Annotated in this window: 14 protein-coding genes; 11 read left to right on the top strand and 3 right to left on the bottom strand. The window is 52.0% G+C overall.

Going from position 1 to position 13,002, the window contains the following annotated elements; genetic code table 11:
* Window positions 1-46: 46 nt before the first annotated feature.
* From ACQ76X_RS29800 to ACQ76X_RS29785, 4 genes are all read left to right on the top strand, one after another.
* Window positions 47-913 carry a hypothetical protein gene (locus ACQ76X_RS29800; protein WP_438497384.1) on the top strand — a complete coding sequence of 289 codons (867 nt, stop codon included), beginning with the start codon at window positions 47-49 and terminating at the stop codon, window positions 911-913.
* 98 nt (window positions 914-1,011) lie between these two features.
* Window positions 1,012-2,127, top strand: coding sequence for an aminopeptidase (locus ACQ76X_RS29795; protein ID WP_038590487.1), 1,116 nt, complete (start codon window positions 1,012-1,014; stop codon window positions 2,125-2,127).
* Between the two features lie 104 nt (window positions 2,128-2,231).
* Window positions 2,232-2,477 carry an HPr family phosphocarrier protein gene (locus ACQ76X_RS29790; protein WP_038590490.1) on the top strand — a complete coding sequence of 82 codons (246 nt, stop codon included), beginning with the start codon at window positions 2,232-2,234 and terminating at the stop codon, window positions 2,475-2,477.
* A 148-nt stretch (window positions 2,478-2,625) separates the two neighbouring features.
* The gene (locus tag ACQ76X_RS29785; RefSeq protein WP_038590492.1) at window positions 2,626-2,928 is read left to right on the top strand and encodes a YlaN family protein; all 303 of its coding nucleotides are present in this window, start codon (window positions 2,626-2,628) and stop codon (window positions 2,926-2,928) included.
* Between the two features lie 104 nt (window positions 2,929-3,032).
* Here ACQ76X_RS29785 and cax read toward each other — a convergent pair whose 3' ends face one another.
* Entirely contained in the window at window positions 3,033-4,103 is a 1,071-nt protein-coding gene (cax, locus tag ACQ76X_RS29780; protein ID WP_076112038.1) for a calcium/proton exchanger, read from the bottom strand.
* Window positions 4,104-4,258: 155 nt separating this feature from the next.
* Between cax and ACQ76X_RS29775 the strand changes: the two genes are divergently transcribed.
* Complete coding sequence (locus tag ACQ76X_RS29775) at window positions 4,259-4,624, top strand: Asp23/Gls24 family envelope stress response protein (protein ID WP_019911482.1); 366 nt, start codon at window positions 4,259-4,261, stop codon at window positions 4,622-4,624.
* Window positions 4,625-4,834: 210 nt separating this feature from the next.
* Here ACQ76X_RS29775 and ftsW read toward each other — a convergent pair whose 3' ends face one another.
* Both ftsW and ACQ76X_RS29765 read right to left on the bottom strand, forming a co-directional pair.
* On the bottom strand, window positions 4,835-6,079 hold the full coding sequence (gene ftsW / locus ACQ76X_RS29770; protein ID WP_076112037.1) for a putative lipid II flippase FtsW: 1,245 nt from the start codon (window positions 6,077-6,079) through the stop codon (window positions 4,835-4,837).
* A complete protein-coding gene (locus tag ACQ76X_RS29765; protein WP_076112035.1) occupies window positions 6,076-6,423 on the bottom strand; it encodes a YugN family protein in 348 nt (115 codons plus the stop codon). Before ACQ76X_RS29765 ends, ftsW begins: the two co-directional genes overlap by 4 nt.
* A gap of 239 nt (window positions 6,424-6,662) precedes the next feature.
* On the opposite strand from ACQ76X_RS29765, the gene ACQ76X_RS29760 reads away from it, so the two are divergent.
* The 6 genes from ACQ76X_RS29760 (at window position 6,663) to ACQ76X_RS29735 (ending at window position 12,954) form a co-directional block, all read left to right on the top strand.
* Entirely contained in the window at window positions 6,663-7,832 is a 1,170-nt protein-coding gene (locus ACQ76X_RS29760) for a M20 family metallopeptidase (RefSeq protein WP_438497381.1), read from the top strand.
* 78 nt (window positions 7,833-7,910) lie between these two features.
* Window positions 7,911-8,342 carry a CBS domain-containing protein gene (locus ACQ76X_RS29755; protein ID WP_438497380.1) on the top strand — a complete coding sequence of 144 codons (432 nt, stop codon included), beginning with the start codon at window positions 7,911-7,913 and terminating at the stop codon, window positions 8,340-8,342.
* Window positions 8,343-8,469: 127 nt separating this feature from the next.
* Entirely contained in the window at window positions 8,470-10,179 is a 1,710-nt protein-coding gene (locus tag ACQ76X_RS29750) for a DNA repair helicase XPB (RefSeq protein WP_438497378.1), read from the top strand.
* Window positions 10,176-12,164, top strand: a complete 1,989-nt coding sequence (locus ACQ76X_RS29745; protein WP_438497376.1) for a helicase-associated domain-containing protein — start codon at window positions 10,176-10,178, stop codon at window positions 12,162-12,164. The genes ACQ76X_RS29750 and ACQ76X_RS29745 overlap by 4 nt, the downstream gene beginning before the upstream one ends.
* Before the next feature lie 46 nt (window positions 12,165-12,210).
* The gene (locus ACQ76X_RS29740; protein WP_038590509.1) at window positions 12,211-12,651 is read left to right on the top strand and encodes a YlbF family regulator; all 441 of its coding nucleotides are present in this window, start codon (window positions 12,211-12,213) and stop codon (window positions 12,649-12,651) included.
* A gap of 39 nt (window positions 12,652-12,690) precedes the next feature.
* A complete protein-coding gene (locus tag ACQ76X_RS29735; protein WP_020432997.1) occupies window positions 12,691-12,954 on the top strand; it encodes a YlbG family protein in 264 nt (87 codons plus the stop codon).
* Window positions 12,955-13,002: the final 48 nt, after the last annotated feature.

Raw genomic sequence — 13,002 nt, 5'->3', positions numbered from 1 at the left:
AATTTGTAGGAGCAACTACACTTGGACCGGGAAAGGCTTGAACACGATGAAATTACTTTTATGGCGGCGGGAGGCGATCCTTGCCGTAGTTCTATCTTTATATTGCCTACTATGCAGCGGCTGTGGTGCCATTTCGGATAAGCCGGCTGACCAGGAACTGAGTCTTGTTCTGGCCGGGATGGATGGTACAGACGGGGTATCCTTTGAAGGTGCTGCTGCATTACTGCTGGGAGGGAAGACGGTTGAGGAATCGGCGCTCTATTATGGTGGGAAGGTTGCAGATCACAACAAGGTAAGTCTGTATACTTTGCTGCCGGATGAGAATGGGAAGACCAAGGCAGCAGCTAAAGCTGGTCTGAAAAAGCTTGAACAGAGACAAACTCCCGAGGCATACTACACGCAATTGGAGAAAAAAGACGGGGAATGGACGATGCTGACCGGTGCTCCAGCAGCCAATGCAGGTAATCCGCTTCCTGAGCTCAATCCGCTGCTTCAGCTGGAAGAACTGGAGGGCAATGAGAAAAAGGTAACGAAGCGGGCGGGAGCCGCCAGAGGGACCAAAGAACTTCGGATCGAGCTGACACCAGGAGAGGCAAGGAAACAGCTGTCTGCCGAGCTGGAGAGAGAGATGCTGCTGATCCGCCCATCCGGTGACAGCAAGCCACAGGAGGCCGCAGGTAAGCCCAAGCAGGTCAATGAGGCAATGATGGCATTATGGGAGCAGAAGGACGAGGAGCTGCGGCAGAGGCTCGAGCAAGCCGAAATTTCATCGGTGTATTATCTGAAGGTGGATGTGAAGCGCAATCTGCCCAAGCGGCTGACCTGGACCCGGAAGATAAAATATCCATCTGCCGCCGGAAGTGACGCCGAAGAAACTTACATCACCAAAGTTGATTTTTATGGGTTCCGGTGAAGCAGAGCTGACTGACCATGAGATCTTGCGCTCTTTAGCGGGCGTGCTACAATAGAATAGTATGTTTATTTTTAGTGATGAGGAAGGAAGAGAGAAGAATGAAGGATCCAAGAATTCAGAAGCTTGCGGCAAACCTTGTAGGGTATTCCGTAAATGTGCAGCCGGGCGAGAACGTGCTCGTTGAAATGATCGGCAGCGAAAGAGATCTAATTAAAGCTGTTGTGGAGGAAGTCGGCAAAGCCGGAGGTAACGCATTCGTGCAGCTGACGGACCGGACTGTTCTGCGCAGCATGCTTCAATATGCTACCCGTGAGAGTCTGCAGACCTGGGCGGAGATTGATCTGAACCGGATGAAGCAAATGGATTGTTATATCGGTATCCGTGCAGGAGAGAATGTCAATGATCTGGCTGATGTGCCGGAAGAGAATATGAAGCTGTACAACTCCCTATATTCCCACCCGGTACATAGTGAACAACGCGTGAAGCACACCAAATGGGTGGTTCTGCGCTATCCGAATGCGAGCATGGCCCAACTGGCAAATACGACTACGGAAGCATTCGAAGACTTCTACTTCGAGGTGTGTAACCTGGATTATGCCAAAATGGACAAAGCACAGGATGCGCTTGCCGAGCTGATGCGTGCAACTGATAAGGTTCGTATCGCGGGACCGGGAACAGAGCTCACATTCTCCATTAAGGGCATCGGCGCCGAGAAATGCTCCGGCCAAAAAAACATTCCCGACGGCGAGGTTTACAGCGCTCCTGTTCGTGATTCCGTCAACGGCACGATCAGCTACAACGCTGCGACACTTTATAACGGCGTGACTTTTGAAAATGTGAAATTCAAATTCGAGAACGGAAAAATTGTCGAAGCGTCCAGCAATGATACGGTTCGCTTGAACGAAATTCTGGATTCCGACGACGGCGCCCGCCATATCGGTGAATTTGCCATTGGCTTTAACCCCTACATTCTGCATCCGATGAAGGACATTCTGTTCGATGAAAAAATCGCCGGCAGCTTGCATTTCACCCCGGGCCAGGCTTATGATGTGACTGATAATGGCAACCGCTCGTCCATTCACTGGGATCTGGTGCTGATTCAGCGTCCAGAATACGGCGGCGGAGAAATCTATTTTGATGATGTGCTGATCCGCAAGGATGGTATCTTCGTTATTCCGGAACTTCAAGGTCTGAACCCGGAAAACCTGAAATAAGATGTAATAAAAAGAAAACACCTTGCGCGAGTAAGCGGATTCAATGTATCATGGAATTGATTAGAAAAGACTTTGTTCCATAATCAAGTTGCGGAGGGATTCCTATGTCCAGTAACAATGCGGCAATCGTGGATATTGCCCAAACGGCAAGCCAGTTCAACTCTTCTATCGTTCTTCAAGCGGACAACAAGTATATTGATGTTAAGAGTATTCTTGGGTTGTTCACTACTCTGGTCTCCAGCCAAAGCTACGAGCTTCATGTTCATGGCACAGATGCCGAAGAAGCGAAAAAAGCAATGAGTGAAGTTTTTGCCAAACACGGTTTGAATTTTACAGTTGTTGCGGAGTAATCTACTATTTCCGAAGACGTCCTGCCCTTGCGGTGGGACGTTTTTATATATATTAAAAACTGAATTCTTGTATTGGGTTCGGATTTCGACTAATATTAAATTAAATAGCATTTGCAGCTGTAACTTTTGGACATGGGGGGGAAAATGCATGACTTCATCGGATTTGCAGGAACAGCTTAATCTTAAAGCGATTACTCTTCTACAAGAAGATGCCGATAAAATTCAGAAGCTCATCGAAGTGCAGATGGAGAATCTGGCGACTCGTTACTGCCCTCTCTATGAGGAAGTGCTGGATACCCAGATGTACGGCTTCTCCAAAGAGGTCGATTTTGCGGTCAGAGCGGGACTGGTGCCTGAGCAAACGGGCAAGCTTGTGCTGAGCGAGCTGGAACGCAATTTGGCAGTGCTGTACGAGGCTCTGAATAAGAAGGCGGAAGAGCGCGAGCTGTAAGCCAAGTCTCTAACCATTTATAAAAACGCACATGAGGACCGCCGGGCCGCTCATGTGCGTTTTTTGTTTCGTATGAAGTGTAGCAGCTTCCGGGGGCGTCAACCTTATACCAGGTAGAAAGAGACACCTAGAATCATATAAACAACGAGCAGCAGAAGTCCTTCGTACCAGTTGGTTGCACCGTCCTGTATGATCGATTTAGCGATAAACACTGAGACGGCGATGGCGACGATCTCGATGATGGTGAACACAATATCCATCGTATCGCCCATAAAGTAGCTGGCAAAGATCAGAACGGGGGCTACGAACAAGGCAATCTGCAGGCTGCTGCCGACGGCGATCTCCACGGCGGCGCCGATCTTGTTCTTCATCGCCAGCATGATTGCGGCACTGTGCTCCGCGGCGTTACCGATAATCGCCACAAGGAATGCACCGACGAACAGCTCACTGAACCCGAAACGTTCGGTTAACGTCTCTAGCGTACCCACCAGCCATTCACTGACGAAAGCGACCATCACTGTAGCCAGTACAAGATAGAGAATGGATTTGTTCTTCGACCAGGCGGGCGCGTGCTCGTTCGGCAGCTCTTCGTCGCCGTCCACAGTGACATCCTCCAAGTATTTCTTGTGTGTTATCATGGAGAAGACCAGCCAGGCGATATACGCAGCGATAAGCAGCCCTGCGACAACAAGACTTAGCACATCGGTGTCCTTCTCCGTGATGGAGTGGGTGTTGAAGAACATGGCGGGAACAAACAAAGCAATGACGGCCACGATCATCAAGGAACCGTTCAGTCCGGCCAACGTGACATTGAAATTCTGAACCTTGAATTTCATGCCGCCGGCAAAGATGCTGAGCCCGAGAACGAGCAGCAGATTACCGATGATCGAACCGGTGAGAGAGGCTTTAACCATGTCATACAGCCCTTCCTTGACCAGGAAGAAGGCGATGATCAGTTCGGCCGCATTGCCGAAGGTTGCGTTAAGAAAACCTCCGAGCCGCTGACCGGCGTAGTGGGCTACGCTTTCTGTGGCCCTTCCGAGGAAGCCTGCCACAAAAATGACGGCGATGGCAGATACCACGAACTGAAGGGTGTGGTCCCAATCTGCATAGTGACCAATTGCGCTAAGTAGGAAAGTAATGACCATTAGCGAAGGTGAAATCCATTTTTTCAAGTGTGGCACACTCCAGTCTTGTATATGTAGGTTGAATTCATAATTCAATATAACCAAATTGATCCAGTGTGTAAACGGGCATGATAGAAAGTCATTTGCTTTTTAGCCTGTTTTCGAATTACAATAATTGATAATGAGTGTAGGGGGGATATGGCATGGCGGAACAACTTCAATTGGAAATGGGAAACATACGGATATCAAATGATGTCGTCTCGAAAATTGCCGGCTTGGCTGCCTTGGAGACTCCGGGAATTGCGGCCATGTCAGGCGGCTTGTCAGAAGGCTGGGCTAAGCGTCTGAGCGGTAAAAACGTGCAAAAGGGTGTTACCGTTGAAGTGGGACAGCTTGAAGCAGCAGTTGATTTGCGTATTATTGTTCTCTATGAAACTCCGATCCACGAGGTATGCCGGATGCTTCAGCAGAATGTGCGCGAAGCAGTGGAGAGCATGACAGGGCTTCATATTGTTGAGGTTAATGTCAAAGTGGAAGGCGTAGCCTTCAAGAATGACGAAATTTCGTAAGCGGTTATTCCCGTCTCTCCAAGTGAGTCGCGGGGCATGACAAAAAGGCAGTCCGGGAGGTTCTCTCCGGACTGCCTTTTTGTAAATATAATAATTTATATGCTTCACGCTATAAATTATCCACTATTTCTCGCTGAAACGGATACCGTCCTTTTGAGGACGGAGAAGCCGTTTCCACTTGATTTAACCAAGAATTCCTCCTATGTACCCTTAGCGGGCCCGGACACCTCTGACGGTGGTCACGGATTTCGTGACCTCCTCCTTGGCGGGACGGTTGGTTTCTCTCGAAATGCTGAGCATGATTCCCATGCACAGCATGGAAACAAGCAGAGAGGAACCGCCATAGCTGATGAAAGGCAGGGTTACTCCCGTCAATGGAATCGTCTTCGTGACCCCGCCGATGTTGACAAAGGCCTGGATAGCAATCAGCCCCATGACTCCGATGCCGACGAGTGTGCCGAAGGGATCGGTGCACCTGAGTGCAATCAGAATGCCTCGCCAGATAAAGTACAGATATAGCAGGAGAAAGATCGAGGTTCCAACAAACCCCAGTTCCTCCCCGATTATCGCAAATATAAAGTCAGTATACGGATATGGCAGGTAATGAAGCTTCTGCACGCTTTGTCCAAAACCGGAGCCTGTAGTTCCGCCTTCTCCGAGGGCAATCAAAGACTGCATGATATTATACCCGCTGTCTGAAGCATCTTGAGCGGGATCCAGGAAGGCTGAAATCCGGTCTTTTCTGTAATCATTGGCGGCAATGTTCTCACTTGTAGGCGGGGACAAGGAATCAATTGCTGTCTTTGCCCCCATGACAAGTCCAACCCCCAGCACTAGCAAGGCGATTGAACCGAGAATATGCTTCATACTGGCCCCCCCGGCATAAATGACAAGCCCGCTGGTAGCCACCAGAATAAGACAGGAGCCCAGATCCGGCTGCATCATAATCAGACCGGCCACAATTCCCACAATGACCATCACCGGAATATAACCGGTGCGCAAATCCCTCAGCCGCTCGCCTTTTTTGGAAATGAGTGCAGATAAATAAAGGATAATTGAGAGTTTGGCCAGCTCGGTAGGCTGGATGCCCAGCTTCCCGATGCTCAGCCAGCTTTTTGCACCGTTGATACGCTCCGTAAAAGCCACTACAAGCAGCAGAATCAAGGTAAGGATGAAAATGGGCACGTACCACTTTTTGAATTTGCTGTAATGGATATTCATGACCGTAAACATGACGATGATTCCCAGTATGACAAAGACAACTTGTTTTTTTACAAAATACAACGAATCATTGCCGAATTTTTGACTGGCCAGGGTGAGACTGGAGCTGGCGCTGAAAACCATAACCAGTCCAAAGCCGACAAGGAGCAAAGTGAGAATAAGCAGTTGGAAGTCGGGTGTTCCTCTTTTGGGCAGGCTGACTTTTTTGGTTGTCTTTCCCTTTACGCTACTCAAGCTTCCAACAGCTCTTTCAGTTCAAGTATCCGCTTGGCAGCAGTGTCCAGTACAGGCTGCGGCACAGGGGATGTATACTCCAGGCCATGGGGAAAGGTTGCTTTGCCCAAGTAAACGGCTTCAATGGTAAGTATGGTATCCGGCTTCTCCAGCTTTCCCTCGACAGCGCGCGTATTGATCCGCAGGAAGTATTCTCCGCCGTTCTGCTGATCTTCGATCTTACAGTCGTAAGTGGCGCGATAGTATTCCCATTGCCAGCGGATGAACCCGGCCTTGGCCGCGCTTTCGTCCAGATAGAGAAGATCGCTTTTCAATCCTACGAGGCCCGTGTTCTCAAATATCATAGCGCACATATCCCCTTTATGAAGTATAATGATTATTTCTGATCGCAATTATAGACGTCTACCTCATGATAGTATGTTTCCCAAGGTTGCGCAAGGGCAGGCGGGGCCTGGAGATACCCACTTTTTTGCGTTTCTGCTACAATAAAAGAAATATAGCTCTTTGCGGCCGGGATATGAAGATGCGGAGCGCTTGCTGTCTTGGCCGGAGCGGGTTATCGGGAGAAGGGAATGGAGCGAATATGGACAGGTTAGCAATCGAACAGCTGCTTCCGGAAATGGTGAAATGGCGCCGCCATCTGCACCGTCATCCGGAATTGTCGTACCAGGAGAAGGAGACGTCAGCTTATGTAGCGGCCAGATTGGCCGAATTCGGAATTGAGGTCAGAAAAAGCGGAGCCGGTTATGGACTGACAGGAATCCTTAAGGGAACGCGGCCAGGCAAAACAGTGGTCCTGCGCGCGGATATGGATGCCCTGAATATTACGGAGGAGAACAGCAGCGAGTATGCCTCACAGAATACAGGGGTCATGCATGCCTGCGGCCACGACGGTCATACAGCCATGCTGCTCGCCGCTGCTTCGTATTACAGCACCCGCCGTGAAGAGATCACAGGAGAACTGCGGTTTCTGTTTCAGCCGGCGGAAGAAATTTGCCCCGGCGGAGCGCAGGGCATGATTGCCGAAGGGGTGCTGGAGGGGGCGGACGCTATCTATGGGCTGCATCTGTGGACTCCGCTTCCACTGGGCACCATCGGCAGTGCCCCCGGACCGCTAATGGCTTCTGCGGATGAGTTTTTTATAGATATTACCGGCAAAGGCGGACACGGCGGCATGCCCCATCGCACCATCGACAGCATTGTGGCCGGTGCAGCGCTTGTCACTGCACTGCAAAGCATTGTCAGCCGTTCCGTTGATCCGCTCTGTCCCGCTGTTGTCAGCGTAGGAACGATCCAGGGAGGCTCTGCCCAGAATATCATCGCGGAACGCTGCCGGATAACCGGAACAGTACGCGCGTTTGATGAGGAGACGCGTTACTTAATCCGGCGGAGAATCGAAGAGCTTACAGCCTCTATAGCCGCAGCATATGGTGCGGAATCCAAGATCGACTACCTCATGGGTTACCCGCCGCTGGTCAATCATGAAGCGGAATTCAACCGCTTTTTCCGGGTGGCTCCTGAGGCACTAGGTGATTCCGCAGATGTTATCCTTATGGAGAAGCTTATGCCGGCGGAGGATTTCTCGTATTATGTCAAAGAGATTCCCGGCTGTTTCATCTTTGTGGGCGCAGGCAATCCGGATAAAGGGGCGGTTTATCCGCATCACCACAGCAAATTCGATTTTGACGAAGAGGCCATGCTGCATGGAGCCAAGCTGCTGGTGGCAATGGCTGATTCTTGTCTGAACGAATAATCTTTTACCGTATAATTTGAAGACATTGAGGAAACCCTACTCCCGTATAACATGGCGACATGACAGGAGGAAGGCTTCTTGAAGACAGTCAAAGAGGTAATGACCACGCACACTGCGACAGTTACGCTGCTCGATAATGTATATGAAGTTGCCGTCAAAATGAGAGACTATGACACCGGATTTGTTCCCGTAGTTGATTCTAATGACGGAGAAACATTGATTGGCGTAATTACCGACCGGGATCTCGTGCTTAGAGGTTATGCGGACAAGCATTCCGGATCAACCTCCGTGGAAACGGTGATGAGCAAAGAGGTCATCACTGTTTCCGAATCTGCATCTGTGGACGAGGCGGCTGAACTCATGGCTTCAGCACAAGTCCGCCGCCTGCCGGTGGTTCGGGGGAAGAAGCTGATCGGCATCGTATCGCTCGGCGATTTGGCGGTGAAGCGTATCTTCGCGGACGAAGCGGGAGAAGCGCTGAGCGAAATCTCGCAGCGGCAGCTGCATTGAATAAGAATACAAGGGAAGCTCATGTCCGCTGGCGCGGAGATGGGCTTTTTCCGCTATCCTGCGGGTGGGATACGGGATACATACCCCAACTCAGGTTGAACATGACATAAGCACAGGAGGGAATTCGATGAATGGAACAGGGTCCTGCATCACCCGGAAAGATCGGACAATCCTGCTGGATTGCGCTCATCCCGGGTTCGAGGCCGCAAGAATTGCACTGGCGGATTACGCGGAGCTGGTCAAAAGCCCAACCGCTTACCACACCTACCGGATTACACCATTGTCGCTCTGGAATGCCGCCGCTTCCGGTCATACAGCGGAGAATATTATTTCCAGCCTGAAAAAGCTCTCCCGCTGGGGGGTTCCTGGCGAACTGGAGCAGGAGATTGGTGAGCTGATGTCCCGGTACGGCAGCTTGGAGCTGTATGCTCATGCGGGGGATCCCCGATGTATTATTTTACGTGCCAATCAACCCGGACTGCTGGATGAATTGGAAGTGAACCAATCCTTACAGGCGTTGGGTCTGCGGAGGCACCTCCCCCAGGAAAGCGTCTGTCCCGCTGAACAGCGCGGAATACTGAAGCAAGAGCTGACCAGGCTGGGCTATCCTGTGCTGGATTATGCCGGTTATCGTGAAGGGCAGACTTTAAGTCTAGCCTGGAGGGGAGCAGAGGGGCTGGAGCTGGAACCGGAACCGGGAGCCTCATTCGGACTTCGGGATTATCAGCAGGAAGCTGTCCGTATGTTTCGGGGGATTGGGGGCACGGGAGGCAGCGGTGTTGTCGTTCTGCCCTGCGGGGCGGGCAAGACGGTTGTAGGTCTTGCTGTGTTGGAAGATCTGCAATGCGAGACGCTGATTCTGACTTCAAGCTCTACCTCCGTAGGACAATGGCGTGATGAACTGCTGCGGTGGACGAATCTGGATGCAAATGCCGTAGGGGAGTATACCGGTGAGAAAAGAGAAGTACGGCCAATCACCGTGGCCACTTATCAAATTCTGACGTTTCGCCGGGCCAAAGACGGACCGTTTCTGCATATGAATCTGTTTAATGAACGGAACTGGGGGCTGATCATTTATGACGAGGTCCATTTGCTTCCAGCTCCTGTATTCCGGGCTACGGCGGATATACAGGCGACCCGCCGTCTGGGGCTTACCGCCACGCTTGTCAGAGAAGACGGACGGGAAGGGGATGTATTCTCCCTCATCGGTCCGAAATGTTATGATCTGCCCTGGAAGTCGCTGGAGAAAGAGGGCTGGATCGCCGCTGTGGATTGCATAGAGATGTTGATACCCATGAACTCCGGCTTAAGGAGCAAGTATATCTATGCTGGCGGAAAAGAGCAGTTTCGGCTTGCTGCCGGGAATCCGGCCAAGGCAGCGGCTGCCGCTAAGATCATTAAGTCCCATACCGGTGCTGCTGTACTGGTCATCGGCCAATACCTGGATCAGCTGGAGCAGCTGGCCGAAAGCCTGCAGGCGCCCTTGATCACGGGGAAAACGCCACAGCGGGAAAGAAGCCAATTGTATGCTGCCTTCAATGAAGGGCAGCTGCGGGTGCTGGTGGTCTCCAAGGTGGCCAATTTTGCCGTGAATCTTCCGGATGCCTCGGTGGCGATCGAGGTTTCGGGAGCCTTTGGTTCACGGCAGGAGGAAGCCCAGCGGTTGGGCCGGATTCTGCGCCCGAAGCCGGGTGAGAATAAAGCGTATTTCTATACACTTGTCTCGGAGGACAGCAGAGAACAGGATTTTGCTCTGCGGCGGCGGCTGTTTCTGACCGAGCAAGGCTACGATTACGCCGTCAGAGGCGTGGACACGCAAGAGGAGGCGGTTTTATGAACGGGTTATCGCCCGAAGCGCAGGAAGTGCTGAAAATGATCTGCGCGGTCTATGCGGCCCAGCCCTTTGCGGTGGAGAAGGCAGACAGCTTGCGTCCTCCCACCCTGTGCCGCGCCGAGCAGCAGCTTGCACTGAAGGAGCTTCGTCAGGCTGGAATACTGGAGCTGCGGCAGAAAATATGGGGGGAGAAGCTATATCAAATTCCCGTGCTGCAGCTCGCAGCTATCCACCAGCATTTCTTCTCCATGAGCCCGTTGCCAGTGGCAGGCGACAGGGTGATGCTTAAGCTTGCCGCAGGCAGCGGATTGCCGGGTGAGCTGTTTCGTGCGTTGCTGTTCACAGCGCATGAAGGATTACCTCTGACTGCCAAAGGTGTGATCCACAAGAAGAATATCAGCCGTCTGGCGGCACTGCTCTCTTTGCGCGAAGAGCATTTACGGGGTTTGATTCCCGGCGATGCTTATGCTGAGCCCCAGCCTCTGACAGCCATGGTTATGGTTGATCTTATGCTCATGCTTGGACTGATCAGCCGGCAGAGTGAGGCTTATATGCTGGAGATGGAAAGGCTGGATCAATGGTTTGCGCTCAGTGAGCCGCAGATGAGCCATATTTTGTATAACCTGATCTTGAACCGCTACGGCTTGCAGGAGCCAGTCAGGCAGCATTTTCGATACTGTATTTCCGCTGGAGAGTTCGCGCCTGGTCAATGGTTCTCCCTGCCTGATATTCTGGACAGGATGCATAAGTTAAATCTTGCGGCAGATTATCCTGAAACAGGAGTGGAAGCCTCCTGTCTGGCATGGTTTAGCTGTCTGGCCGGGTTTGGCTGGTGCGAGCTGGGGTATAGTGATTACGGGGACTGGTGCTTCCGCTGGACGGACTCCAAGCCTTCGCCCGATCCAGGCGGGGGAGCAGGAGACAGCTGCGTGAACCTGTTCACTGCGGATAGGCCAGCTCCCGGCTGCGGGACAGTGGAAGACCTGAATGCTCCAGCGCCCGTGGAGAAGCGGATATTACAAGACTCCACCCTTCAGTCGTTTATCGTTCAGCCGGATTTCGAGGTGCTGGTGCCGCCGGAAGTACCATACACTATCCGCTGGACGCTTGGCGGTTGCGCGGAGCTGCTGCATAGTGATGATCTATGGAGCTTCAGGCTGACCCGGGAAAGGCTGGAGCATGCCGCTGAACAGGGGCTGTTGCCAGAGACGGCGATTTCCTGGCTGGCTGCCCATGCACAAGGGGGATTGCCGGAACAGGTGGCCCTATCTTTAAGACAGTGGGCAAAGGGGATTGGCCGGACGGCATTCTCCGAGGTGATTCTGCTGTCCTGCAACAGTGAGGCGGATGGAGCAGATATTGCCGCCCATCCCCGGCTTGGCGGCAGCCTCACCCGTGTAGGCCCGCTTCATTTTATCGTGCAGAGAGATCAGGTGGAGCAGGTGCGCAAGGAGCTTGCAGCAGCCGGAATGGCCCCGCCGCGAATCATCGGCGGCAGGGAAGGCAGCGCGAAGCAAAAACTATTTGATCTAGGCGATCCCTGCCTGCCATTGGCTGACTTCGTTCTCCCGGCTCCGGACCCCAAGCGGGGAATCCTTGGCGGGGAAGCTGTTTATCAGCCTTTACCGCTGTCCTCAGCTGAAGTGGAAGAGAGTATTTGGACCGGTGAAGAAAACGTTCCGCAAATGTGGATCAAGGAATGGCGGAAGTATCACGGTTCCACGGCCCAAAAGGTGATGGAGCAGGCGCTGAAGTGGGGGATTAAAGTCCGGCTTTCCATAAGAGATGAAGTTTGCGACTTTATTCCCGGGCGGATCAGCGGACATCCATGGAGAGTCTCCGGATGCCTGCTGGATTCCGATTCACAGATCCGTGATGCGGAAATGGAACTGGACCCGGGAGATTGGGATGAAATGAAGCTGCTGATTCCTGCGGAGCTGAGAAATTCTTCTTCTGCTGGAGCAAGTGGTTATGTTATGATAAGGTAGTCTACTGTTTACGGTAGAACATTAACGTAGAAAAGAGTTGAAGTTCATGAGCGTAGCGGAGTTGAATACGGTCGATATGGCCGAAGTGCTGACATACGCCTATGAATTAGGCGACATGATTAACCAATCGGCCGAAGTGTCGGATTACTTATACTGGAAAGGCCGGGTAGATTGCAACCCGGAAATCCAGGCCATGGTCAAACAGCTGCAGAACAAGAAGGAGCTGTTCGAAGAGACACAGCGGTTCGGACATTTCCACCCGAACTATCATTCGGCCAAGGATGAGGTATCGCGGGTGGAGCAGGAACTTGAACAGTTCGAGGAAGTTGCCCGCTTCAAGCTGGCCGAGAAGACGCTGGATGATATTCTTCATTCCATGTCGGAAGCGATTGCGTTCTCTGTATCGGAGAGCATCAAGGTTCCAAGCAATGACCCGAATCCTAAGGGCGGCGGATGCGGCAGCGGAGGCAAATGCTCCTGCGGATAAGCGCCTCTGAGAGGGAGAGAAAGAAAGGCGGATGAGCTAATGTTTGCGGAACGGACAGGATATATCGTATGGGTTAGCGACGTTAAGGCGGCGCGTAATCTGGAGAAATATGGAACACTGCATTATGTATCGCGGAAGATGCATTATGCGGTGATGTATGTGAATGCGGAACGCGCCGAGGAAGTTATGAAGAATGTCCGCAGACTTTCCTACGTGCGCAAGATTGAAAGATCTTACCGCAATGAGTTGAAGACGGAATACACCAGTAACGGACCGGACAAGTCCCGTTATTACGGATTGTAATTCCTGAGGCTGAAACTCTCGAAGGATGACAGGCGCCGCTGGCGCCTG

Source organism: Paenibacillus sp. IHBB 3054 (genome assembly GCF_051594305.1).
Taxonomy (GTDB): domain Bacteria; phylum Bacillota; class Bacilli; order Paenibacillales; family Paenibacillaceae; genus Paenibacillus_AQ.
The sequence above is the reverse complement of the archived record's forward strand: the minus strand, read 5'-3'. Positions and strand labels throughout refer to the sequence as shown.